The 23470-nt window shown below is 43.9% G+C and carries 25 protein-coding genes; 13 read left to right on the forward strand and 12 right to left on the reverse strand.

Translation table 11 applies throughout. The features are described 5' to 3' along the window. Positions 1 to 28 precede the first annotated feature (28 nt). The 3 genes from AC59JT_RS19300 to AC59JT_RS19310 all read left to right on the forward strand — a co-directional run bounded on the left by AC59JT_RS19300 (position 29) and on the right by AC59JT_RS19310 (position 2747). Positions 29 to 1366 carry an OmpA family protein gene (locus AC59JT_RS19300; protein WP_497402180.1) on the forward strand — a complete coding sequence of 446 codons (1338 nt, stop codon included), beginning with the start codon at positions 29 to 31 and terminating at the stop codon, positions 1364 to 1366. A 168-nt stretch (positions 1367 to 1534) separates the two neighbouring features. Then, positions 1535 to 2254, forward strand: a complete 720-nt coding sequence (locus tag AC59JT_RS19305; RefSeq protein WP_497402182.1) for a JAB-like toxin 1 domain-containing protein — start codon at positions 1535 to 1537, stop codon at positions 2252 to 2254. Further along, a complete protein-coding gene (locus tag AC59JT_RS19310) occupies positions 2241 to 2747 on the forward strand; it encodes a hypothetical protein (protein ID WP_497402184.1) in 507 nt (168 codons plus the stop codon). The genes AC59JT_RS19305 and AC59JT_RS19310 overlap by 14 nt, the downstream gene beginning before the upstream one ends. Here the strand turns inward: AC59JT_RS19310 and AC59JT_RS19315 are convergent. Beyond that, entirely contained in the window at positions 2649 to 3122 is a 474-nt protein-coding gene (locus AC59JT_RS19315) for a helix-turn-helix domain-containing protein (protein WP_497402359.1), read from the reverse strand. The genes AC59JT_RS19310 and AC59JT_RS19315 overlap by 99 nt on opposite strands. Before the next feature lie 145 nt (positions 3123 to 3267). On the opposite strand from AC59JT_RS19315, the gene AC59JT_RS19320 reads away from it, so the two are divergent. The 4 genes from AC59JT_RS19320 to AC59JT_RS19335 all read left to right on the forward strand — a co-directional run bounded on the left by AC59JT_RS19320 (position 3268) and on the right by AC59JT_RS19335 (position 7564). Then, positions 3268 to 3411 carry a DUF6728 family protein gene (locus AC59JT_RS19320; protein ID WP_497402186.1) on the forward strand — a complete coding sequence of 48 codons (144 nt, stop codon included), beginning with the start codon at positions 3268 to 3270 and terminating at the stop codon, positions 3409 to 3411. 24 nt (positions 3412 to 3435) lie between these two features. Further along, positions 3436 to 3813: a RidA family protein gene (locus tag AC59JT_RS19325; protein WP_497402190.1), complete on the forward strand. Its 378-nt coding sequence runs from the start codon at positions 3436 to 3438 to the stop codon at positions 3811 to 3813. Between the two features lie 14 nt (positions 3814 to 3827). Next, positions 3828 to 5939: an ATP-dependent DNA helicase RecG gene (recG, locus tag AC59JT_RS19330; RefSeq protein ID WP_497402195.1), complete on the forward strand. Its 2112-nt coding sequence runs from the start codon at positions 3828 to 3830 to the stop codon at positions 5937 to 5939. Between the two features lie 302 nt (positions 5940 to 6241). Then, positions 6242 to 7564: an MFS transporter gene (locus AC59JT_RS19335; RefSeq protein WP_497402198.1), complete on the forward strand. Its 1323-nt coding sequence runs from the start codon at positions 6242 to 6244 to the stop codon at positions 7562 to 7564. 54 nt (positions 7565 to 7618) lie between these two features. Here AC59JT_RS19335 and AC59JT_RS19340 read toward each other — a convergent pair whose 3' ends face one another. The 9 genes from AC59JT_RS19340 to AC59JT_RS19380 all read right to left on the reverse strand — a co-directional run bounded on the left by AC59JT_RS19340 (position 7619) and on the right by AC59JT_RS19380 (position 15512). Continuing rightward, a complete protein-coding gene (locus AC59JT_RS19340) occupies positions 7619 to 9388 on the reverse strand; it encodes an ABC transporter ATP-binding protein (protein ID WP_497402200.1) in 1770 nt (589 codons plus the stop codon). Positions 9389 to 9459: 71 nt separating this feature from the next. Beyond that, positions 9460 to 10023 (reverse strand): ribosome recycling factor, encoded by a 564-nt coding sequence (frr, locus tag AC59JT_RS19345; protein ID WP_497402202.1) that lies wholly within the window; start codon positions 10021 to 10023, stop codon positions 9460 to 9462. A gap of 116 nt (positions 10024 to 10139) precedes the next feature. Beyond that, positions 10140 to 10844: a UMP kinase gene (gene pyrH, locus AC59JT_RS19350; protein ID WP_497402206.1), complete on the reverse strand. Its 705-nt coding sequence runs from the start codon at positions 10842 to 10844 to the stop codon at positions 10140 to 10142. A gap of 51 nt (positions 10845 to 10895) precedes the next feature. Beyond that, positions 10896 to 12017 (reverse strand): N-acetylglucosamine-6-phosphate deacetylase, encoded by a 1122-nt coding sequence (gene nagA / locus AC59JT_RS19355; protein ID WP_497402209.1) that lies wholly within the window; start codon positions 12015 to 12017, stop codon positions 10896 to 10898. A gap of 171 nt (positions 12018 to 12188) precedes the next feature. Next, a complete protein-coding gene (gene tsf, locus AC59JT_RS19360; RefSeq protein WP_497402215.1) occupies positions 12189 to 13040 on the reverse strand; it encodes a translation elongation factor Ts in 852 nt (283 codons plus the stop codon). 90 nt (positions 13041 to 13130) lie between these two features. Continuing rightward, a complete protein-coding gene (gene rpsB, locus AC59JT_RS19365) occupies positions 13131 to 13979 on the reverse strand; it encodes a 30S ribosomal protein S2 (RefSeq protein ID WP_497402218.1) in 849 nt (282 codons plus the stop codon). Between the two features lie 24 nt (positions 13980 to 14003). Then, the gene (gene rpsI, locus AC59JT_RS19370; protein WP_497402220.1) at positions 14004 to 14390 is read right to left on the reverse strand and encodes a 30S ribosomal protein S9; all 387 of its coding nucleotides are present in this window, start codon (positions 14388 to 14390) and stop codon (positions 14004 to 14006) included. A gap of 22 nt (positions 14391 to 14412) precedes the next feature. Further along, on the reverse strand, positions 14413 to 14850 hold the full coding sequence (rplM, locus tag AC59JT_RS19375; protein ID WP_497402222.1) for a 50S ribosomal protein L13: 438 nt from the start codon (positions 14848 to 14850) through the stop codon (positions 14413 to 14415). Between the two features lie 299 nt (positions 14851 to 15149). Further along, a complete protein-coding gene (locus AC59JT_RS19380; RefSeq protein WP_497402224.1) occupies positions 15150 to 15512 on the reverse strand; it encodes a hypothetical protein in 363 nt (120 codons plus the stop codon). A gap of 155 nt (positions 15513 to 15667) precedes the next feature. Here AC59JT_RS19380 and AC59JT_RS19385 point away from each other — a divergent pair, with 155 nt between their 5' ends. Further along, the gene (locus tag AC59JT_RS19385; RefSeq protein WP_497402226.1) at positions 15668 to 16039 is read left to right on the forward strand and encodes an iron chaperone; all 372 of its coding nucleotides are present in this window, start codon (positions 15668 to 15670) and stop codon (positions 16037 to 16039) included. On the opposite strand, the gene AC59JT_RS19390 is transcribed toward AC59JT_RS19385, so the two are convergent. Beyond that, on the reverse strand, positions 16040 to 16354 hold the full coding sequence (locus AC59JT_RS19390; protein ID WP_497402228.1) for a hypothetical protein: 315 nt from the start codon (positions 16352 to 16354) through the stop codon (positions 16040 to 16042). Positions 16355 to 16475: 121 nt separating this feature from the next. Here AC59JT_RS19390 and AC59JT_RS19395 point away from each other — a divergent pair, with 121 nt between their 5' ends. From AC59JT_RS19395 to AC59JT_RS19410, 4 genes are all read left to right on the forward strand, one after another. After that, complete coding sequence (locus AC59JT_RS19395; protein WP_497402230.1) at positions 16476 to 18746, forward strand: Tex family protein; 2271 nt, start codon at positions 16476 to 16478, stop codon at positions 18744 to 18746. Positions 18747 to 18864: 118 nt separating this feature from the next. After that, a complete protein-coding gene (locus AC59JT_RS19400) occupies positions 18865 to 19326 on the forward strand; it encodes a MaoC family dehydratase (RefSeq protein ID WP_497402232.1) in 462 nt (153 codons plus the stop codon). Between the two features lie 50 nt (positions 19327 to 19376). Next, positions 19377 to 20036 (forward strand): hypothetical protein, encoded by a 660-nt coding sequence (locus AC59JT_RS19405; RefSeq protein WP_497402234.1) that lies wholly within the window; start codon positions 19377 to 19379, stop codon positions 20034 to 20036. 85 nt (positions 20037 to 20121) lie between these two features. Beyond that, complete coding sequence (locus tag AC59JT_RS19410; protein WP_497402236.1) at positions 20122 to 21147, forward strand: LLM class flavin-dependent oxidoreductase; 1026 nt, start codon at positions 20122 to 20124, stop codon at positions 21145 to 21147. Between the two features lie 49 nt (positions 21148 to 21196). On the opposite strand, the gene AC59JT_RS19415 is transcribed toward AC59JT_RS19410, so the two are convergent. Next, positions 21197 to 22495: an NHL domain-containing protein gene (locus AC59JT_RS19415; RefSeq protein WP_497402238.1), complete on the reverse strand. Its 1299-nt coding sequence runs from the start codon at positions 22493 to 22495 to the stop codon at positions 21197 to 21199. A gap of 162 nt (positions 22496 to 22657) precedes the next feature. On the opposite strand from AC59JT_RS19415, the gene AC59JT_RS19420 reads away from it, so the two are divergent. Further along, entirely contained in the window at positions 22658 to 23395 is a 738-nt protein-coding gene (locus AC59JT_RS19420) for an acyl-CoA desaturase (RefSeq protein ID WP_497402240.1), read from the forward strand. Positions 23396 to 23470: the final 75 nt, after the last annotated feature.

Genomic DNA, 23470 nt, shown 5'->3' on the forward strand with positions numbered 1-23470 from the left:
ATTAAAAAAATTGTTTAATCTTAAAACTATGAACTATTCTACATTAAAAAAAACAGTCGGTTTATCACTTGTTTCTTTGATGGCGGTAGGCGCAGCAAACGCTCAAACCACAGATGCATCGACTAAGTCAACTGCCAAGGTATTTGGTGGTGCTGGACAGTACAATACCTGGAGTATTGGTGTTAACGTTGGTGCAACCTCGCCTATGCTTGCAACCGGCGGCTCAAGTGATTTTAACGGTAACAAAGTAAACTTAGGTTTCGGTGTTTCTGTTAGAAAACAAATTGCTCACTCATTCGGCTTACAATTAGACGCCCGTGGCGGTAAAGTTTCTGGCGACAGAGGCAATGCACCTTTCGTAGGTGACGGTGTTTCTGGCAACCGTTTCGTAAGCTTCTCAACAGACTTCATTCAAGGAACTTTGAGCGGTTACTGGAACTTCGCTACAATTGATTTCTTACGTCGCGAAAATTCAGTTAACTTCTTCTTACACGCTGGTGCTGGTTTGGCTAACTACAAACCAACAATGGTAGGTTACGGTACTAACGGCACTGATGGCCCTAGCCAGGAGTATCCAGAGCGCGTAAACGAGCTTGTATTGCCGGTAGGTGCTGGTGTTAAATTCAAATTGTCTGAAGCTGTTGCTTTAAACATTGGTTACACTGAAAACTTCATCGACGGTGACAACTTTGACGCTGTACGTAAAAGCTACCCTACTAAAGATCGTTACTCATACGGTTACGCTGGTTTAGAGTTTACCTTAGGTTCAAAAGCTAAACCTAGCTTAGAGTGGGCTAACCCGGTTGCTATGTTATATGATGAGTTATATGACGAAACTTTACGTCAGGAAGTTGCTGCCTTGAAAGGCCGTGTTACTAACGTTGAGAATGCAGTTAACGATTTGAAAAAAGATTCTGACGGTGACGGTGTTGCTGATCAGTTTGACAAATGCCCTAACACTCCTGCAGGTACTGTAGTTGACGGTTCAGGTTGCCCTATCGTATTCCCTAAAGTAGTTGAAGCTGCTCCTGCTATGCCGGCTGACGCTTACTCTAACATCCAATTCGAGTTTGATAGCTCAGTATTACGTACTTCATCTTACCCAGTATTAGATGCTACTTCTGCTGACTTAAGAAGCTCAGGTGCTAAAGTAACTGTTGAAGGCTTTGCTTCATCTGAAGGTACTGCTGCTCACAACTTATCTTTATCAAAAGACCGTGCTAACTCAGTAAAAACTTACTTAGTTAACTCAGGTGTTGATGCTAAAAAATTAACTGTTAAAGCTTACGGCGAAACCCGCCCAATTGCTGACAACTCAACTGAAGAAGGACGTGTATTAAACCGTCGTGTTTCTTTCAAAAAATAATTTTTGAACAGTTGAAATAATATTAAGCCCTCCGGTTTTCCGGAGGGCTTTTTTTGTATTACACGTTATCCAATTGGGGGGATTGCCATGTATATTATTGGCATTGCGCCGACGATTAATATATTAGTACGATTACAGCGCAAGGTTCTATGATCCGGTGATTACGAGATGGGAAGCGTCGATCCATTGGCGGAACAGATGAGACGATTTAACCCATATACTTATGGTGGCCTTAATCCTATTCGTTATATTGATGTAGATGGCATGTATTTCGATGATTATTCTCTTGATAAAAATACCGGAGAAATTTCCCTAATAAAAGAAACCGATGATGACCATGATGTGCTGTATGCCACTAATGAGAAAGGAGATATTTCTAAGTATATATCAATGACTGTAAAAAAAGGATTACTTAATCAAAAAGATAGAACAATACCATCTAAAGATCCAAAAACGGGTAAGGAGTCGCAACTTTCATTTAAATATCTACAAATACAGGGAGATAAGGACGCCAAGGATATTTTTGAATTTGCAGCTAAAAATTCCGTAGTAGAATTTGGTAGAATTAGCTTGGAAGGAGATTTAAATATAATCACTACCGATGGTAACACGGGATCAATCAAATCGGCAGCCGCACTTGCAGGAACACTTGAAAGTAAATATAACATAAATGGAGTTGACCATAGTCACCCACCGGTTAAAGGGGTTGTTGACAACGGTCCTTCCGGCTGGGATAAAAACGACTCGAGTTATAGCTTATTAGGTGGTAATGATAAAACCAATGTCCAAAATTATTTTAACGTGACTAAAAACAGTAATGCAATATTTAGAGTATATGATGTTGCTAGAGGAATATACGTAACCTATGATAAAAATGGAATTAAGTAACAACATTAAGCAAGTATTGACTATTTTATTGATCATTTTTTCATGTAATTCTTGTTTCAGTCAAAAGGTCGCCATTGAAGAACTTAAGCCAAACAAAATTTCGAATCAGATGCTTAATTTGATTAAAGGTGTCTATCTCGGGAAAGATTCTTGTATGACAATAGATGTTTCCCAAACTTCAAAAGGAGTTTTTTTTCTATGCAAAAGCATGGACCTGACGGCTGTTAATTGGTCGTTAAAAAAAGCTAAAGAAAAAAAACAAAATTGGGGATTTTTAAATTTCAAAGGGATAAAAACATTTTTAATTTGGGAGAGGGATATTACCCCGTTTTTCAGTAAAACAGGAGATTATAAGGTATTTAAGCACGTAAATTTAACGAGTAACAAGGATGAACTATCTGGTATAATGGAGGATTTTGTTCCAAGTGTTTATGTGATCGGTACTTTTGTTTATCGAAATGGGAAGTTTGAACAATATATTAACGCAAATTAGCTGTTGGGGCGTGGAGTACTCTTTGCTTTCCGTAGTATGCCCGCTGTCCAAATGTTTTTGTCTTCGAACAACTATGTAATAATGCGATAAATTACAAGCCCAGCCACACGGTTGGGCTTTGCTATTTCTTAGCCTTGCATCCCTTATAAGAGCATCCAGCACTTTGTACACGTGCTCTCTATCATCTTTAGCTAATGAGCCTATCTCGTCTATGCGTTGTAAGGTAACAGGGTTTAATTCAATATCCGTTAACCCTACAAGATAGTCTAGCGAGACACTTAAAGCTTGCGCGATCTTGGCAGCCACCTCTACAGATGGTATTGCTTCCCCACGTTCATATCTACCCGCTGTCCGTAGTATGCCCGCTGTCCGAATGTCTCCGACTTCGGACCACTATGCTAATAAAGCGTCAAGCTCTAAAACTTTGGGTGAACTAATTAACTGAATTGAGTACAGTAACGAAGCCTCACGTGTAAGAAATTAGGCTATAATAACTTCAAATTTTCCCTACCTTTACACCATGTATTTCTTCCGCAAAAAGGACCCTAACCGGCCAAGCAGTTCCAACTTAAAAGTAATGCATACCATTAATGCCATAGCCATAATTATGTTCTTGCTGGGTATTATCTGGAAGTTGATAGACTTGTTTATCCTGAAGAAATAAAACCTTTAACACCCCATCCTAACAATGAAAAAAGTAATTATCACCGACGAAGCACCTGCACCTATTGGACCATACAACCAGGCTATCGCCACGGGCAACCTTGTATTTGTATCGGGCCAGATCCCGCTGCATCCTTTTACAGGCGAACTGGTAACTGATAACATTATATCGGCCACGCATTTAGTAATGGAAAACATCGGTGCCATTTTAAACAAGGCCGGTTTCGACTTTACTCACATTGTTAAAAGCACCATATTTTTAACCAACATGGCCGATTTTGCCGAGGTTAACGAAGCATACGGCACCTACTTTGAAGATAACTTCCCGGCCCGCGAAACCGTACAGGTATCGGCCCTGCCAAAAGGTGTTAATGTTGAAATTTCGGTTATAGCAAGCAAATAAATTGATAGCAAGCCTTGAACGGACAGTCGCTTCAAACACCTATTGAATATTTAAAGGGCGTTGGCACACAACGCGCCGAGGTGCTTAAAAAAGAACTGAACATTTACAAGGTTGCCGATTTGCTGCAGCATTTTCCTTTTAAACATATTGACCGCACGCGGTTTTATAAAATACGCGAAATTTTACAGCCCGACCTGCCCCATGTGCAGGTTATAGCCCGTCTTACACACAAAGAGATCCTGGGCGAACGCCATACCAAGCGCCTGGTAGCCCAGGTGCAGGATGATACCGGTGCAATGGAACTGGTATGGTTTCAAGGCATTAAATGGGTTGAAAAACTGCTGGTGCCGGGCAAAGCCTACATCCTGTTTGGTAAACCCGGATCGTTTAACGGCAAGGCCCAAATGTCGCACCCTGAGCTTGACCTGTATTCCCCCGACGCGATGCGGCGCAAGGGTAACATGACCCTACAACCGGCTTATAGCAGTACCGAAAAGCTCAAACAGTTTCAGTTGGATAGCAAAGGCTTGCAAAAGCTTATTGCAGGATTGCTGGAACAATTTTCGCGCGAGATACAGGAGAATTTGCCGCTGTATATTCTGCAGAAATTTAAGCTGATGGGTCGCGCCGAGGCTTATCGTAACATCCACTTCCCGGAGGATATCAATAAGCTGAACGAGGCGCAGCACCGCTTAAAGTTTGAAGAGTTGTTTCTGTTGCAGCTTAAGCTGTTAAAAACAAAGCACCTGCGCACACAAAAGTTTAAGGGTAATATATTTGATAAGGTTGGCCATTACTTCAACACGTTTTACAACGAAAAACTTCCGTTTGAACTAACCGATCCGCAAAAGCGTGTGCTGAAAGAGATCCGCCAGGACACCCAACGCGGCGTACAAATGAACCGCCTGCTACAGGGCGACGTAGGCAGCGGCAAAACCGTGGTAGCTTTAATGACCATGCTAATAGCCGTAGATAATGGTTACCAAACATGCATTATGGCTCCTACCGAGATTTTGGCCACACAGCATTACCATACCATTAAAAGTTTAGTGGGCGATGATTTTATCGAGGTGGGCTTGCTAACCGGGTCGACCCCGCAAAAAACACGAAAGGTATTGCACCAACAACTGGAGAACGGCGAACTGAAAATACTGATAGGCACCCATGCTTTAATTGAGGATAAAGTACAATATCAAAATCTGGGCCTGGTGGTGATTGATGAGCAGCATCGTTTCGGCGTGGAGCAACGCGCCAAGCTTTGGCGCAAAAACGTAATACCACCGCATATTTTGGTGATGACGGCCACGCCTATCCCGCGTACGCTTGCCATGACGCTGTACGGCGATCTGGATGTGTCAGTAATTGATCAGCTTCCCGCCGGTCGCAAGCCGATAGAAACCTATCATTTATATGAGAACCAGCGTTTGCGGATGTTTGGTTTTATGAAGCAGGAGATTGCCAAGGGCCGGCAGGTATACGTGGTTTACCCGCTGATAAAAGAAAGCGAAAAGCTTGACCTTAAAAATCTGGCCGAAGGTATTGAAACCATGAGCCACGAATTCCCTACCCCGCAATACCATTTAAGCATTGTACACGGCAAGCTTAAACCTGCTGAAAAGGAATACGAGATGCAGCGCTTTGTGCGTGGCGAAACCCATATTATGGTGGCCACCACCGTAATTGAGGTAGGCGTTAACGTACCCAATGCTTCGGTAATGATCATTGAAAATGCCGAGCGCTTCGGGCTTTCGCAACTGCACCAGTTAAGGGGGCGTGTTGGTCGCGGGGCGGAACAGTCTTACTGTATACTGATGAGTAAGGAAAAGTTGAGTCACGAGGGCCGTATACGCTTAAAAACGATGGTGAAAACCAACAACGGCTTCGAGATATCAGAAACCGACCTGCAACTACGCGGCCCGGGAAACATTGAAGGCACCCAGCAAAGCGGCCTGCTCGACCTTAAAGTAGCCGACCTTACCACCGACCAGGAACTACTCACCCAATGCCGCAAAGCCGTTGAAGATATTTTTGCTGTTGACCCTGAGTTGGCAGCGCCCGAAAATCAGATACTGAACAGGGCTTTCCAGGGCGGTAGTGGTGGTTTGAGTTGGGATAAGATATCGTAAAAACATTGCGCAGACTTACGAAGTTTTAAAAACTTCGTAAGTCTGTTTCCGCCATGCCTGTAGTAACCAAACAAAATTTGGCAGCTTGTAGCACAAAATGCAAAAGCCCTAAAACACCAAAAATTAACCATCTAAAAATCAGCCGTGTAGCATGCTACCCCAGGTGTAGCCGTGTAGCGTGCTACGCATACGCTCCTACAAATATAATTTGGTGTTTTTTTGTTGACAGGATTGTTACGTCATAGCCATGTTTAAATTTTAATTGAACTGCGCGGCTTGATTTATGAATTGTAAATTTGTGTATGGCAGATTCTGATAGTCAACCCGCACCCGAAAAAAAAGATTCGTTTGTTGCCTTAAGGTATAAAGATTTCCGGTCGTACCTGGGCATTCGTTTTTTCTTCACCTTCGCCTATCAAATGCAGACCACTGTATTGGGCTTTTACATTTACCAGTTAACGCACAGCAAAGTTGCCATCGCCTTCGTAGGCCTGGCCGAAGCTATTCCCGCAATTGGCATTGCCCTTTACGGCGGTTACATCGCCGACAAATATGAAAAGCGAAAAATGTTACTGCTGGTGTACGGTGGGGCGATCATGGCAGCCGCCATCATGTTTACCGTTACACTGAACAGCATGCATGCTTACATCCAAACCGCATGGGTGGTGCCGATATTGTATGCCATGATATTTTCAAACGGTGTGGTGAGGGCGTTTTATGGCCCGGCGGCGTTCACCGTTTACTCGCACAGCATCCCCCGCGAAATTTACCCCAACGCCAGTACCTGGAGTATATCAGCCTTCCAGGCGGCATCCATATTAGGGCCTATGACGGCGGGCTTTATCTATGCTTTCGCTCATAAAATTTTTCCGCAGGTGAGTGGTATTACCGCCACGTTTGGTACGGTTATTCTGTTCCTGTTCGCGGCATTTTTCCTGGTGTACAGGCTGCGTAGTTATCCACCGGTATTCGTACCCAAAGAAAGCATCTGGACGAGCCTCAGCGAGGGTATCAATTTCGTATTCAAAAACAAGATCATGCTGTACGCCATGAGCCTTGACCTGTTTTCGGTATTGTTCGGCGGCGTGGTGGCGTTGCTTCCGGTATTCGCGCTGGATATATTAAAAGTAGGTGCCGAGGGCCTGGGTATTATGCGCATGGCCAGTTCGTTGGGCGCTGCGTTAACTGTATTGATCATGATCAGGTTCTCGCCAATGGGCAGGCCCTGGCGTAACCTGTTGATCGCTGTAGCTGGTTTTGGTTGCGCGATCATTGGCTTCGGTTTATCCCATACCTTTTACCTGGCTGTATTCTTCCTGTTTGCCCAGGGCGCGTTTGACAGCGTGAGCGTGGTTATCCGCGGCACGCTGATGCAGCTGTTAACGCCCGATCATATGCGCGGCAGGGTGTCATCGGTAAATTCCATGTTCCTGAGTTCATCCAATGAGATCGGTGATTTTGAGTCGGGCATTGCTGCCAAATTGTTGGGTACCATCCCGGCTGTATTATTTGGTGGTAGTATGACATTACTGATCGTCACCCTTACTTATTTCAAAACCAAGAAACTCATCCCGCAGTCGTTAAGCGAAATAACGCCGGCACCCGAAGCAGTGAAAGTGCAATAAAGTAAGAAAGGCCAGCGGTATCGCTGGCCTTTCTTACTTTATATATCAATTGGATTATTCAACCTCAGCTTCCATACTGAATTTCTCGCCAATTTGTTGCCTCCACATCGCATAGTATAAGCCTTTCTGCGCCAGCAGATCCGTATGTTTGCCTGATTCTATAATGCGGCCTTTTTCCAGCACGTATATGCAATCGGCATGCATAATGGTTGATAAGCGGTGAGCGATCAATATCGTAATGTGTTCGTTGTGCTCAGAAACATCGCGGATGGTTTCGGTGATCTCTTCCTCAGTTAATGAGTCGAGGGACGAAGTAGCTTCGTCAAATACCAAAAGGTCTGGTCTGCGCAATAGGGCGCGGGCTATGGACAGGCGTTGTTTCTCACCTCCGGAAACCTTCACACCGCCCTCGCCTATCACGGTATCCAAACCGTTGCTGGCGCGAGCCAATAGGGTTTGGCAAGCAGCGCGTTGCAGCACATTCATACATTCCTCATCTGTAGCATCCGGCCTAACAAACAGCAGATTCTCACGAATAGTGCCTGAAAATAGTTGCGTATCTTGTGTTACAAAACCTATCTTTTCCCGAAGTTGATCAAGATCTATCTCATTACTTTGAATACCGTTGTAGGCTATATCGCCTTCCTTAGGTTGGTACAAGCCCACCAGCAATTTAACCAAAGTAGTTTTACCCGAACCCGATGGACCCACGAACGCGATGGTCTCGCCGGTATTGGTTTCAAAGCTGATATGATTAAGCGCGTTGCGGTTAGCTGTTAAATGCTTAAAAGTAACATCGTTAAACGTAAGTGTTTTGATCTTTTCAAGCAGTACGGGCTTCTCAGGCTTTTTATCTATAGGCGTGCTTAAGATGGCCTCGAAGTTGCCCAACGATATCTGCGCCTCGCGCCATGATTGTATCACGTTGCCCAGCTCCTGTAACGGATTAAACAGGAAGAACGAGTAGAACAGAAATTTCAAATAATCACCCGCAGTTAATTCATTTTTAAATATTAGCATTAACAAAACCAACACCATAGCGCTGCGTACAAGGTTAACTACCGTGCCTTGTATAAAGCTCATACTGCGTACAAACTTTACTTTCTTCAATTCAAGATCGAGGATCTTGTAGGTAGTTTTGTTAAGGCGTTCTATCTCCTGTTTGGCCAGGCCCAAACTTTTCACCAACTCAATATTACGCAACGATTCGGTAGTTGAGCCAGCCAATGCTGTAGTTTCAGAAACGATTTTGCGTTGAATATTTTTGATGCGTTTGCTTAGCGCCATACTCACAAACGTAATAACCGGTATCGCGCAAAAATAAACCAGCGTTACCTGGTAGTTCACCTTCAACGAATAAACGATAACGAATATCATCCCCACCAAACTCACAAACAACACACTGATAAAGGAGGTAATGAACTTCTCGCTATCGGTACGTACTTTTTGCAGGATGCCCAAAGTTTCGCCACTGCGTTGGTCTTCAAAAACCTGGTAAGGCAGTTCCAACGAGTGCTTTAAACCATCGGCATACATTTCGGCACCGGTTTTTTGAACAATGATGTTGGTAAAATAATCCTGGAAGTTTTTAGCTATACGTGATACCATGGCAGCGCCAATAGCCAGGCCAACCAAACCTAGTGCCCCCCAAAGGCGCTCGTCATAACTTAGTTGAATACCATCCTTTGGTACAATGTACTTGTCCATAATGGTACCGGTAATCATGGGATCAACCAGTGAAAAACCTATATTGAAGCCGGCAAGTACGAGGGCCAAAACCACTGTCCACCGGTGTTTTGATAAATAAGATAAGAGTAATTTCATATTGCGGCACAAACATAAAAAAAGGGAATGGCTACTAAGCTCATCCCCTTTAATTTGACAATCAGGTTAAATTAAACCGTCATGATATCTTTTTCCTTAGCTTCCGTAAGTTGATCAACTTTTACGATGTAAGCGTCGGTCAGTTTTTGAATTTCGGCTTCGCCGGTTTTCATTTCGTCTTCAGACACACCTTCCGTTTTCAGTTTCCTGATCTTCTCGTTAGCATCCTTACGCACGTTGCGGATAGCAACTTTGCCGCTTTCGGCTTCAGCTTTGGCTTTTTTAACCAGATCGCGACGACGCTCTTCAGTCAAAGGCGGAACGTTGATGCGGATGATAGTACCATCATTTTGAGGGTTAACACCTAAGTTAGCTTCCATAATAGCTTTCTCGATAGGGCCCAACAATGATTTTTCCCAAGGCTGCACTACAATAGTACGGGCATCAGGCGTATTTACGCTGCCTACCTGGCTAAGCGGAGTTGCCGCGCCATAGTAATCAACAAAAATGTCATCAAGCATTGATGGGCTTGCTTTACCCGCGCGTATTTTATTTAACTCACCATCAGCGTGGTCAATGGCACGTTCCATTGCAGCTTTGGCATCAGTAACTTGTTTTTTAATGAGTTCGCTCATTGTAGTATTGGTTTTTTTTCAAAAATATAAATTAGAGATGAGAATCAAGAACCAAGAGTCAAGAACCAAGACATTTTAACGCATTGGTTATCTTACCTCTTGGTTCTTGACTCTCTCTACTTCACCAAAGTACCAATCGGTTCACCGCTGGCAATTTTCATAAAGTTACCTTCTTTGTTCATATCGAACACAATGATAGGCAACTTGTTTTCCTGGCAAAGGGTAATGGCGGTCATGTCCATCACATTTAAACCTTTATCGTAAACTTCCTGGAAAGATATTTCATCATAACGCGTAGCTGACGGATCTTTCTCGGGGTCGGCGGTATAAATACCGTCAACACGGGTACCTTTTAATACTACGTCGGCTTTGATCTCGATAGCACGTAGTGAAGCTGCAGTATCGGTAGTGAAATACGGGTTACCGGTACCGGCACCGAAGATCACAATTTTGCGTTCCTCCAAATGGTGCATAGCACGGCGACGGATGTAAGGCTCACAGATCTGCTCCATTTTAATGGCCGACTGTAAACGGGTGTCAACACCAATGCTTTCCAGAGCGTTTTGCAAAGCCATACAGTTAATTACGGTGGCCAGCATACCCATATAATCAGCCTGTGCACGTTCCATACCCGATTTTTCGGCGCTTAAACCGCGGAAGATATTACCTCCACCTACAACAATAGCAATTTCAATGCCTTTGTCAAACACGCTTTTAATATCATGCGCATATTGCAAAACCTGCTTGTTATCAATACCATACTGTCTATCGCCCATTAACGATTCGCCGCTGAGCTTCAATAATATCCTTTTGTATTTCATGGATGGTGTGGGGTTTGTCAAAAATATATAATTAATGCTATTGTTTAAATTTTATGTGGTAATTGTTAAGTACTCGCCTTTAAATACCGTAGCTGTTACTTGAAAACTATCATTAAATACAATCATATCGGCCACAAAACCTTTCTCAATTTTGCCTTTCTTGTCTGCTTTAATTAACCTGGCGGGATATAATGAAGCCATGCTTATTGCCTCCGCCAGTTCAATACCAACCTGCTCAACACAATTTTTTACCGCTTTTAACATAGTAAGGCTTGAGCCGGATAACGTACCATCAGGCATAGTATACTTGTCGCCTTTAAATACATGTTGGTACACGCCGCTATCAGCTTCGGTAACAGCGTCAGTGATCAAAAACAGCTTATCACCCAATTCGCGTTTAGCCAAACGGATCATCGCGAAATCAACGTGAATACCATCGGCCACTATACTGGCATACGGGCGCTCCTCAAAAATGGCAGGTATATAACCTGGCTCACGGTGATGAATTGGAGGCATGGCATTGTATAAATGCGTAACAGCTTGTATAGGTTTGTTTAAAAATGATTTCCCTTCGGCATAAGTAGCGTTACTGTGCCCGCTGGATAGGATGATACCTTGCTGATGCAGATAATCGATAAGCTCAGCATCCTGCAATTCCGGCGCGATAGTTATCATTTTGATCAAGCCTTGTGCTTGTTCAACCCAGGCTTTTACTTCCGCCAGCGTACCTTTTTTGATCAGCTCCTCGGGATGCGCCCCGCGACGTTTTGGATTTAGATAAGGCCCTTCCAAATGCAGACCCAAAAACACACCTTTCGTCTCAGGCTGATATGCCAGCGCGGCCGATATGCCTTGCTCAACAATTTGATTGGTATTGGTGGCAATGGTGGCTAAAAAACCGGTACAGCCTTCGGCCAATAAGGCTTGCTCCATTTTGGCCAAAGCTTCAACACTTGGGTTTCCACCAAACAGCTTACCGCCGGCACCGTATATCTGCAGGTCTATTAAACCCGGGGCCAGATAATTGTTATTAAGATCAACGCGTTTTGCAGTTTGCGGGATATCCGCTTCGCTGATGATGTCGATGATCGTCTCGCCTTCTAACAAAACAGCCTTCCCTTTGGTAATTGTACCATTGGTTATAAGCCGAATGTTATGCAAAGCGGTTATCATTGATATCAGTTATGGTGGTGATGTACAGACGCAATATTTTGCGTCTTCGGGTATTTATCTAAACGCAAAAATGCGTTTATGCCCCTATCAACGGGAGACACAAAATATTGTGTCTCTGCAAAAAAAATGGGGCAAAAAAAATCCCCGCTTTTCAGCGAGGATTTTTAATAATTAAGCTCCTAAAGCTACTCGTTTAAACGCCGTAACGGTTAGGCCCTTGTTAACGCTATCTAAAAACTGTGAAACGTTTTTAGATGAATCTTTAACAAACTCCTGGTTTAACAAAGTAGAGTCTTTGTAAAATTTATTCAATTTACCGGCAGCAATTTTCTCAACCATTTCTTCTGGTTTACCTTCTGCACGGATCTGGTCTTTAGCAATTTCAAGCTCGCGCTCAATAGTAGTTGCATCAACACCGTCTTTATCAATAGCTACCGGGTTCATCGCTGCAATTTGCATTGCAACGTCTTTACCTGTTTCTTCAGCAGTATCAAAATCAGCGCTTAGGCCAACTAACACACCTAAACGGAAATTACCGTGGATGTAAGCGATAACTTTTTCGCCGGTGATAACTTCGTATTTAGATACGCCGATTTTTTCACCAATTTTACCGGTTTTGTCAATGCAAGCTTCAGCGATAGTTAAACGCGAGTTCTCAATATCGATAGAAAGTTGGTTCAGCTCCTCTATTGAAGCAGGGTTTTGCTCAACAGCTTCGTTAGCGATAGCATTAGCGAAGGCTACGAAATCAGCATTTTTAGCAACGAAGTCAGTTTCGCAGTTCAGCTCGATGATAACACCGCGTTTGCCATCAGCAGAAGTACGGGCAATAACAACACCTTCGTTAGACTCGCGGTCTTGACGGCTTGCTGCTACTTTAGCACCTTTTTTTCTTAAAAAATCAATAGCTGCTTCAAAGTCACCGTTAGTTTCGGTTAAAGCTTTTTTGCAATCCATCATACCGGCACCGGTTTGTTGGCGCAGTTTATTTACGTCGGCTGCAGAAATTTGTACTGTAGACATGTTTTTTTTTATTTTAAAGTTAAAAGTCGCAAGTCCAAAGTCTTAAGTCACTACTGACTGAAGACTCAAGACTTACGACTAAAAATATTATTATTCCTCTGTAGCGTCAGCAGCAGGTGCTTCGTCTTCTACAGCGGCAGTAGCTTCAACAGGAGCTTTGCGGGTTCTTTTGCCTTCTGCTGCTGCTTCCGGAGCATCAGCTTTAGCTTTAACCTGTGCTGCTTCTTTTTCAGCTTCGTCGTCTTTCTCGCGTTTACGCTCGTCTAAACCTTCCTCAATAGCTTTGATAATGATACCGGTGATCAATGAAATTGATTTGGTAGCGTCATCATTAGCCGGGATAGGGAAATCGATGTTTGACGGATCAGAGTTAGTATCAACCATCGCGAAAGTCGGGATGTTTAATTTTAACGCTTCAGATACCGCGATGTGTTCTTTTTTAACGTCAATTAAAAATAATGCAGCCGGTAAGCGATTTAAATCAGCAATACCACCTAACAAGCTTTCTAATTTGATACGCTCACGCTGTATCATCAATCTTTCTTTTTTAGAAAGGTTGCTGTAAGTACCGTCTTTAGTCAATTTATCGATGTTTGACATCTTTTTGATCGACTTGCGTACGGTAGCAAAGTTAGTTAACATACCACCTAACCAACGCTCGGTAATGAAAGGCATGTTTACTGTTTTTGCATAATCAGCTACGATATCTTTCGCTTGCTTTTTAGTAGCTACGAATAATACCTTACGGCCTGATTTTACAATTTGTTTTATAGCTGCAGCAGCTTCTTCAACCTTAGCTAAGGTTTTGTTTAGATCGATAATGTGGATACCGTTGCGCTCCATGAAAATGTACTGAGACATTTTTGGATCCCATTTGCGGGTAAGGTGACCAAAGTGTACACCTGCATCCAGTAACTCGTCATATGTTGTTCTTGCCATTGTGTTGTTCTCCTTGATAAAATATTAACGTTTACTGAATTGGAATCTCTTACGTGCTTTACGGCGACCTGGTTTCTTACGCTCAACCATACGCATATCGCGTGTCATTAAGCCTTTGGCGCGTAACGCTGGTTTCTTATCAGCATCAAGTTCAACAATAGCTTTAGCAATAGCTAAACGAACGGCTTCTGCCTGTCCTTTAACACCACCACCTGCAACGTTTACCTTAACATCGAACTGACCGGCAACACCGGCAACTTCTACTGATTGGGTAACTACGTATTGCAATGGCAATGTAGGGAAGTATTCTTTGTAATCTTTACCGTTAACGGTAATAGCACCGCTACCTTCGCTAAGGTAGATACGTGCAACGGCTGTTTTTCTTCTGCCTGAAGTGTTTGTTGTTGGCATTTCTTTTTCCTTAGTGTGTTAATTAAATGGCTTTCGGGTTTTGAGCTTCATGTGGGTGTGTAGCACCTGCATATACATGCAAATTGCCAAACAATGCTTTGCCCAAACGATTTTTAGGTAACATACCACGTACCGCTTTTTCAATTACGCGTTGTGGATGTTTTGCCATTAACTCCTTAGGAGAAATGAAACGCTGACCACCTGGGTAACCAGTGTAAGAAACATATTGCTTAGCGCTAAATTTGTTTCCGGTCAGTTTTACCTTGTCTGCATTAATAACGATCACGTTATCACCGCAGTCTACGTTTGGGGTAAATTCAGGCTTGTTTTTTCCACGAATGATCATTGCGATCTTTGTAGACAAGCGCCCCAAGATCTCGCCTTCAGCGTCAACAACAACCCATTGTTTGTTAACGGTTTTCTTGTTGGCAGAGACAGTTTTGTAACTTAACGTATTCACTTGCTTTAAATTAAATTATTAAAATAGTTGTTATACCCCGCTTTTTCGGGACTGCAAAGATACGCTTTATTGTTTTATATGCAAGTGGTTACTATAAGATATTTTGTTGAAATGTTGGAAAGTTTGGAGGCTGGAAAGTTTTGGGTGGTTTCGGAGGTTGAAAAGCAGGTTTGGTGCAGCTATTAGTGGCAGTCCCGCTATGCGCTTATACGGCGCGTGGGCATTTGGCGCGGGGCCGGTATTCGCTGCTATCGGGTTTAGGGGTGTGCGGGTGGTGCTAGTATTTTTAAATAGTTTTATTATTCACTATCAACCGCTTGTGCCATAGCATCTTTAACCTTACCTGTAATATAAACATTGCCAAAAATGCCAAAGCCTATTACACGCGACTTTCCTTCCCAGGTTATTTTAGTTGTAGAAAACAACAGATAACTATCTGTACTTACCAGGTTATCTACCATTCTGTCTATTAAAGCTCCACCTAAAAGTGCCCCAAAAGCCTGGCCGCCTGTCTCGGCACCGTTCTCCTTCAGCTTTTGCTGCATATAGGTGCTGATCTCTTTTTTCACAACTTCCTTGTGTCTGTCTGAATTTGGGTTTGTAAATACTGCAACCAGTACTATTGCCAATATGATTATCAGTGTTACGTAGCCTTTTTTCATTGTAATTTATTTAGGTGAAGCAATATACACTTTTGTTGTAAAAACAAATCATAGTCTATTTCCTTTTGCTCATCCGCCCCCTAAAATTGTCGTTTCCACCCCTCTCCCGGTTTTAATTGTACTGCTACATTTGTATAGCAGTAAAACCCAACACCATGAAAACCGACGTAACCACCATAGATCAATACATCTCCGCCTTCCCCGAAAACGTGCAGGAACTACTTCAACAAATGCGCGACACCATCCACGCCGCAGCGCCCGAAGCTACAGAGGCTATTAAATATGCCATCCCTACCTTTATATTACACGGCAACCTGGTACACTTCGGCGGCTACAAAAATCACATCGGGTTTTATCCTGCCCCTATGGGTATAGAAGCTTTTAAAGAAGAAACCGCGCAATACGAAGGTGGCAAAGGCACATTGCAGTTCCCGATTGATAAACCACTGCCGCTGGAATTGGTGACGAAAATTGTGAAGTTTAGGATAGAGAAGAATTTGGAGAAAGTGAAGGGGAAAAAGAAATAATCACTCTTCTTCATAATAACTAAAATTTATATCATAGGCATACGGCTCATCCTCAGGTGGATTTACTGCATCAGTATCATATACTTCTATGTTACCAGTTATTTTAATTCCTGTTTGCTCAGCTACGCTTCGATAAACTTCTGCTGCGCTATCGTAGTCTATCGCCCATACCTTCATTCCAGCGTAAGCGCTACCAGGTTTGGCATCTAACTCTTCAATATAATGTTCAATAACTACCGGAGCTATTAATGTGAAATGCTTGTATGGCGTTTTTAACTTTCCATATTTTAACTTCAGTTTCCAATCCTTTAACATCTGATAAATATATCAAATATCCGTTCATCACTGCGACTTAATCACTATTTACCAACACCCCTTTGCAATCCCACCCCATAATCCCATTTTCGCTATCCTATAATTTGTAAGGATAGAGAAAATGACGACCCATTATAAAAAAATAGCCGCCGAGTTTAGTATTAGCGAGAGACAAGTTAGCGCCACTGTTGATCTTTTGGATGAGGGCGCAACAGTTCCCTTCATATCGCGTTACCGCAAAGAGCTTACCGGCAGTTTGGATGAGGTACAGATAGCCGGCATTCGCGACCGCATACAACAACTACGCGACCTGGATAAACGTCGCGAAGCGATATTAAAATCGCTGGAAGACCTGGGCAAACTAACGCCCGAACTGGCCGTTGCCATCAACACCGCCGAAACGATGGTGTTACTGGAAGATATTTACCTGCCCTACCGCCCAAAACGCAAAACCCGCGCCACCGCCGCCCGCGAAAAAGGTTTGCAGCCACTAGCTGACCTGCTGCTGGCACAAAACAAATTTGACGTAGAAGCCGAGGCCGAAAAATATATTTCTGAAGAAAAAGGCCTCGCCACTCTGGAAGAAGCCCTTGCCGGTGCCCGCGATATTATTGCCGAACACGTTAGCGAGGATGCCATCGTACGTACCAAACTACGTGAGCTATTTGTAGAAAAAGCCACATTTAAAAGTCGCGTTATGCCGGGTAAGGAAGAAACCGGCTTAAAATATAAAGACTACTTTGAGTGGGAAGAACCGCTAAAGGCCGCGCCATCGCACCGCGTGCTGGCTATGCGCCGTGGCGAGAAGGAAGAAATCCTGTTTTTAGACGTATTGCCACCCGAAGATGAGGCCATAACTCAATTAGAAAACGCTTTCATAACAGGCAACAACACCGCCAGCGATAACGTGCGACTGGCTATTCACGATGGCTACAAACGCCTGTTGCGCCCCAGCATGGAAACCGAAGTACGCCTGTTAACCAAAAAGAAAGCCGACGAGGAAGCTATCCGCGTATTTGCCGAGAATGCCCGCCAGTTGTTATTGGCCGCACCACTAGGTCAGAAACGCACTATGGCTATTGACCCGGGCTTCCGTACAGGATGTAAGGTGGTTTGTTTGGATGAGCAGGGTAAGCTATTGGAGTATACAGCTATCTTTCCGCATACAGGTGTAGGACAAGCCGCCGAGGCAGCCAAGACCATTCCGCATTTGGTATCACGTTATGATATCCAGGCCATCGCTATTGGTAATGGCACCGCAGGGCGCGAGACCGAGTTATTTGTGAAGAAACTCAATATTCCAGATGTTGATATTGTGATGGTGAACGAAAGCGGCGCTTCTATCTATTCTGCATCAGAAGTTGCGCGCGAGGAGTTCCCGGATAAAGATGTTACCGTGCGTGGCGCTGTATCTATTGGTCGCCGGTTGATGGACCCATTGGCAGAGTTGGTAAAGATCGATCCGAAATCTATCGGCGTTGGCCAATACCAACATGATGTGGATCAGAATAAATTACAAGCATCGTTAGATGATACCGTAATTAGCTGTGTGAATGCAGTTGGTGTAGAGTTAAATACCGCGTCAAAACAAATATTAGCTTACGTATCAGGTCTGGGCCCGCAACTGGCGCAAAAAATAGTAGAATACCGCGATGCCAACGGCGCGTTTAAACATCGCGAGCAGCTTAAAAAAGTGCCGCGCCTGGGCGATAAAGCTTATGAGCAGGCAGCCGGTTTCCTACGCATACATAACGCCGAAAACCCGCTTGATGCCAGTGCCGTACACCCGGAGCGTTATCCGCTGGTAGCGCAAATGGCAAAAGATAAGGGCTGCACTGTAGCCGACCTGATGCGCGATGACAAACTGCGCAAAAGCATCCCGCTGCCGCATTATATTACTGATACGGTAGGCCTGCCTACCCTGAATGATATTATGGACGAGCTGGCCAAACCCGGTCGCGACCCGCGCGAAAAGTTTGAGAGCTTTAGCTTTACCGAAGGTGTTAACGCTATTACCGACCTTAAAGTGGGTATGAAACTACCGGGCATTGTAACCAATATCACGGCTTTTGGTGCATTTGTGGATGTTGGCGTTCACCAGGATGGCTTGGTGCACTTAAGCCAGATGGCTAACCGCTTTATTAAGGATCCAAACGAAGTGGTTAAGGTACAGCAACAGGTTGAAGTTACGGTTACCGAAGTTGACGCTGCACGTAAGCGTATATCCTTATCCATGAAAACGGATGAACCACGCAAGGAAAATCGTCCGCCGCAGGCGAAACCAAAACAGCAGCATAATAAGCCGGCCAATCAGCAGCCCAAACGCAAAGAAGCCGAGCCGGAAACGGATATGGCCGTTAAACTAGCTGCTTTAAAAAACATGTTCAAATAGTACTATCAGGGTATCAAACAAATTTGATACCCTTTTTATTTATTGCTTTTGCAAACGATTGCAATATCAATGGGTTTATTATATTTACAAAACCGTTATAACCTATACATATTAATTGATGAAAATTATAAATAACCACGCCGAGTTTGAAGCTTTGTTAGACCAGGAAATTGGCACATCGCCATGGCAGGCAATTTCGCAACAGCAAATAAACCAGTTTGCCGAAGCTACGCTTGACCACCAGTGGATACATACCGATCCCGAGAAAGCTAAAACCGACAGCCCTTTTGGCGCAACCATAGCGCATGGTTATTTAACGGTATCATTACTTCCCCATTTTTGGGACCAGATAGCCGATGTACGTAACCTAAAAATGCTGATCAATTACGGCATTGAAGACCTGCGTTTTGCCCAACCTGTTATTGTTGACAGCCGCGTGCGCCTGGTAGCCAGGCTTAATGCTATAGCTAACCTGCGCGGCATTACCAAAGCTACTATTGGTGTTACCATGGAAATTGAAGGCCAGAAAAAACCTGCGTATACAGGCGCCGTGGTATTTCTATATCATTTTGAGGCATAGGTCACAAGAATTTTAGACTTTAATTAACTTAAAGTCAATATATTTGCGGCATGAAAAAAACCGCCTTATTGCTATTAACCACTTTTGCGTTACTTATTGCCGGCTGTAAAAATGACGAGCCTGATTTTTCTGATATCAACAACCTGACCGACACCTATCAGCCGGTAACTAAAGGAAGCTATTGGAAATACAGCCAGGACCTTGGCGGCACCAGTATAACTTCAACTCATACCATGACAGGGCGCCCCTCAACTTTTGAGGGCAAAACTTATTATGCGATGGATATCGTCTCCGGCCCCGAGACAGAAACTGCCTGGTATGGCTACAACAATCATACTTATTTAATGAGAAGTATAGGTTCGGTTTCAACTGACCCATCAAACCCGCAGGAGTTTATTTTGGAATGGCCCTACTTTAAAGATAATGTAGATGTAGGCCAGCAGTGGATCATAGAAATACCCGACCCTGTACAACCGGGCAAAATGGTTGGTAAGCTACTTGAAAAAGATGTTAACAAAACCATAGCAGGAAAGGCGTATAAAAACGTTGTACATACGCAATTACAGTTGCAATATGATAACAACGGCACATTTGAACCATTTCAAACAACTGATTTTTATATAGCTAAAGGTATAGGCCTGATAAAAATTGATGCAGAGTTATTTGGGGAAGTAAACACAACCGTACTTACAGATTATAGAATAAAATAGGCTGCTCTGTAACGCCAATGCCATAAAACTCATTGGCGTTACGTCTTCCACAATACCAGGTGTACATTTGTGTTTTTAATCTACCATGAGCACAAATAAATTAAAGCTAAGCGTACTGGATCAATCCCCCATTCGTAAAGGTGTTACCGCCGAACAGGCTGTACAGGAAACCATTGCGCTGGCAAAATATACCGACCAATTGGGCTTTACCCGCTTTTGGGTAGCCGAACACCACAACACCGGCAGCCTGGCCGGCTCAACACCCGAAGTATTGATAGCTTACCTGGCCTCGCAAACCAAACATTTACGTGTGGGCTCGGGCGGTGTGATGATGCCTAACCACAGCACTTTAAAAGTGGCTGAAAACTTTAGGATGCTGGAAGCACTGGCTCCGGGCCGGGTTGATTTGGGTATGGGCCGCGCGCCGGGGACAGACCGCGTCACGGCTTCGATGCTAAATCCATCAAACCACTTTAGCGAGCAGGATTTTATGGAACAACTGGCCGACCTGCAACACTACTTTCATGATACGGCCGAACCGGGCACCATCCGCCAGAAAATACGGGCCATTCCGCAGGTAAAAACTGTGCCGGCTATGTGGTTGCTAAGCTCGAGCGGACAAAGCGGGCTATTCGCCGCTCATTTTGGTATGGGATTTTCGTTCGCGCATTTTATTAACCCGGTTGGTGGCGCCAATGCCGTACAGGTTTACAAAGAACGCTTTCAGCCTTCGCTGGATATGCTGCAGCCCGAGGCTAACATGGCCATATTTGTTTTCTGTTCGGAAGATGAGGAGAAAGTGCAGCAGCATAAAGCCATTATGGATCATCGCTTCATACAGTTTGAAAAAGGCCTGGGGCTATCGCCTTTAGGTTATGAAGATGTGAAGGATGCCGAATATACGCTTGCCGAGCAGGACCGAATACGTTACAACCGCCAACGCGTAGTTGCCGGCACACCCGATAAAGTTAAAGCCCGCTTAAGCCAACTGGCCGAAAACTACGGCGTGGACGAAATTATAGCTGTAACCATAGCCGAAGATTTTGACGACAGGTTACAATCGTACAAACTACTGGCGGACATGTTTAATCTGGAAGCACCAGCCTTATAACCAAAAACGCCCGATGATGAGTCGGGCGTTTTTGGTTATGCTATTTAGTTTATTGAAAGGTTAATTTGTTTACGGTGCCTGTACCTCCGTTAAAAATGTAAAGGTTACCAAAACTGTCAAACGTTAAGCCATCGGGTTTGCTTACTGTCGCGGTTGTTATTGGGCCGTTTACCACTGAGTTATTTGATGAACCCGTCAACAAGGTACTTACCACACCCGTTTTGTTTATCATACGTATTTTGTAAATAGGTGTAAATGCGTCCCTATCAGCCACAAAAACATTTCCTGCGGCATCAATAGCCATGCCTGCAATAGAGTTGAACGAAGCCGAAGCACCCGGGCCATCTGTAAAACCGGCTAAACCGCTGCCCGCCAAAGTAGTTACTACGCCGGCTGGGGTTATTTTACGTATCTTTTTATACAGGTTATCGGTTACAAAAATGTTGCCCTGCAAATCAGTCGCTATAGATGTTAGCGTACCAAAACGTGCTGCCGTACCGGTGCCGTTAATATCGGCATAGTCCGGGCTACCGGCAATAGTGGTAACAACACCTACCTGAGTTATTTTACGTACGCGAAACTCATCCGCAACATATAAATTACCCGAACCATCAAAGGCGATACCAACCGGTTTGGCAAACTTGGCATTGGCGTTTGTTCCATCGTCATAACCAAACGAACCACCGCCCGCAAATAAGGCAACCTGCCCTGTGGCGGTTACCTTGTAGATAGCGCGCTTAAGGCTATCAGACACGTAGAGTTCGCCGGTTTGATTTTCATAAGTGGCAATACCTGTAAGCGCACCAAAACTTCCGGTGGCCAATACGGTACGTGTGTCACCCAATATGGTTTTTAAAACAGCATCAGATGTTACGCTATAAGTATCGCCCGAATTGTTTACTAAAAACCGCTTTACAATAAGCGGATTAAAAGTGGTGAACTGGCTAAGCGTACCGCCGGCTGCAGTAAAATTAGTTGTTGATGTTAGCGTACTACCGGCTGTGTTAAGCACCACTTTACCTACAGTTCCGGCAGGCATACTGGCGGGTACAGTAATCGCTATCTCGGATATTGACGACGAATTAACAACGGCCGGCATGCCATTTATCGTAGCCGTATTACCTGCAAGGGCAAAGTTATAACCCTTAACAACTATTACGCTACCCGGCAAAGCTTTAGCAGGTAGTATGCTATTTATTACGGGCACAGTGGCCGATGCCGGTGGCGGGTTACCCGGCGGATAGGGTTCGGGCGTTGGTTCAAATTTTGGTGCACAACCAGTTATGGCCAAGCCCAGCGTTATGGCAAAGCAAACGGTTCTGATTTTTTTTGGAGATAAGTCTTTCATATTATTTAGGTAGTTGATGTATTGGTTTGGTAATAGGCATTTAGGTATATAAAGTTATACAATTTGCTAAACATATTAAATTAATAATAAGTTTATTAGGCGGCAAACTTAAATTGTATCTTTGCCGTTAATTATAATACATACACAAATCCATAATAATTCGTGATCATTCTAATATTTTTCCTGGCACACTGGTTCCTGTCATTGTTTTTCCAAACGTTCTTTCTGCACCGGTATGCTTCACATAAAATGTTTACTACGCATAAAATAAACGAGCGTGTTTTTCACGCGCTTACTTTTATATGCCAGGGTTCATCCTATTTAAACCCACGTGCTTATGCTATTATGCACCGCGAGCACCATGCTTACAGTGACACCGAAAAGGATCCGCATTCGCCTTACTTTTTCCGCGATGTTTTCCAGATGATGTGGCGCACCGCACAAAGCTATAAACTGTACGAAAAGCGTTTAAAAGAACCTGATGCCGTATTTGCAGGCAACTACCCCGAGTGGCGTTTGCTTGATTTTTGGGGATCCACCTATATTTCGCGCATCTTATTTGGCTTGGGTTATATAGCCTTTTATATTGCTTTTGCCGACTACTGGTGGATGTACCTGTTGTTGCCAATTCACTTTATGATGGGCCCTATACATGGCGCTATCGTAAACTGGTGCGGGCATAAATATGGTTACTCAAATTTTGACAATGGCGATCATTCAAAAAACTCTATACCGCTTGATTTTTTAATGCTTGGCGAATTGTTTCAAAACAACCACCACAAGCGCCCTAATAATTCAAACTTTGCTGCCAAATGGTACGAGTTTGACCCGGTTTACCCTGTAATGAAAGTGATGCATTGGGTACGCATTATCAAGTTACGCAAGCCGCTTGCCGGGTAAGCTTAAAGCGGAAAGACCAAAGCTAAAAGCTTTAATACATAAATTATCATCGAAGGGTAAAGGCAAGCTTTCAGC

This window comes from Mucilaginibacter sp. A3364 (assembly GCF_059690715.1).

Bases quoted from the DNA above. Each gene is read 5' to 3' on its own strand.
- AC59JT_RS19300 (WP_497402180.1), top strand. From the start codon at position 29: ATGAACTATTCTACATTAAAAAAAACAGTCGGTTTATCACTTGTTTCT.
- AC59JT_RS19305 (WP_497402182.1), top strand. From the start codon at position 1,535: ATGGGAAGCGTCGATCCATTGGCGGAACAGATGAGACGATTTAACCCA.
- AC59JT_RS19310 (WP_497402184.1), top strand. From the start codon at position 2,241: ATGGAATTAAGTAACAACATTAAGCAAGTATTGACTATTTTATTGATC.
- AC59JT_RS19320 (WP_497402186.1), top strand. From the start codon at position 3,268: ATGTATTTCTTCCGCAAAAAGGACCCTAACCGGCCAAGCAGTTCCAAC.
- AC59JT_RS19325 (WP_497402190.1), top strand. From the start codon at position 3,436: ATGAAAAAAGTAATTATCACCGACGAAGCACCTGCACCTATTGGACCA.
- AC59JT_RS19335 (WP_497402198.1), top strand. From the start codon at position 6,242: ATGGCAGATTCTGATAGTCAACCCGCACCCGAAAAAAAAGATTCGTTT.
- AC59JT_RS19340 (WP_497402200.1), bottom strand. From the start codon at position 9,388: ATGAAATTACTCTTATCTTATTTATCAAAACACCGGTGGACAGTGGTT.
- frr (WP_497402202.1), bottom strand. From the start codon at position 10,023: ATGAGCGAACTCATTAAAAAACAAGTTACTGATGCCAAAGCTGCAATG.
- pyrH (WP_497402206.1), bottom strand. From the start codon at position 10,844: ATGAAATACAAAAGGATATTATTGAAGCTCAGCGGCGAATCGTTAATG.
- nagA (WP_497402209.1), bottom strand. From the start codon at position 12,017: ATGATAACCGCTTTGCATAACATTCGGCTTATAACCAATGGTACAATT.
- tsf (WP_497402215.1), bottom strand. From the start codon at position 13,040: ATGTCTACAGTACAAATTTCTGCAGCCGACGTAAATAAACTGCGCCAA.
- rpsB (WP_497402218.1), bottom strand. From the start codon at position 13,979: ATGGCAAGAACAACATATGACGAGTTACTGGATGCAGGTGTACACTTT.
- rpsI (WP_497402220.1), bottom strand. From the start codon at position 14,390: ATGCCAACAACAAACACTTCAGGCAGAAGAAAAACAGCCGTTGCACGT.
- AC59JT_RS19380 (WP_497402224.1), bottom strand. From the start codon at position 15,512: ATGAAAAAAGGCTACGTAACACTGATAATCATATTGGCAATAGTACTG.
- AC59JT_RS19385 (WP_497402226.1), top strand. From the start codon at position 15,668: ATGAAAACCGACGTAACCACCATAGATCAATACATCTCCGCCTTCCCC.
- AC59JT_RS19390 (WP_497402228.1), bottom strand. From the start codon at position 16,354: ATGTTAAAGGATTGGAAACTGAAGTTAAAATATGGAAAGTTAAAAACG.
- AC59JT_RS19395 (WP_497402230.1), top strand. From the start codon at position 16,476: ATGACGACCCATTATAAAAAAATAGCCGCCGAGTTTAGTATTAGCGAG.
- AC59JT_RS19400 (WP_497402232.1), top strand. From the start codon at position 18,865: ATGAAAATTATAAATAACCACGCCGAGTTTGAAGCTTTGTTAGACCAG.
- AC59JT_RS19405 (WP_497402234.1), top strand. From the start codon at position 19,377: ATGAAAAAAACCGCCTTATTGCTATTAACCACTTTTGCGTTACTTATT.
- AC59JT_RS19410 (WP_497402236.1), top strand. From the start codon at position 20,122: ATGAGCACAAATAAATTAAAGCTAAGCGTACTGGATCAATCCCCCATT.
- AC59JT_RS19415 (WP_497402238.1), bottom strand. From the start codon at position 22,495: ATGAAAGACTTATCTCCAAAAAAAATCAGAACCGTTTGCTTTGCCATA.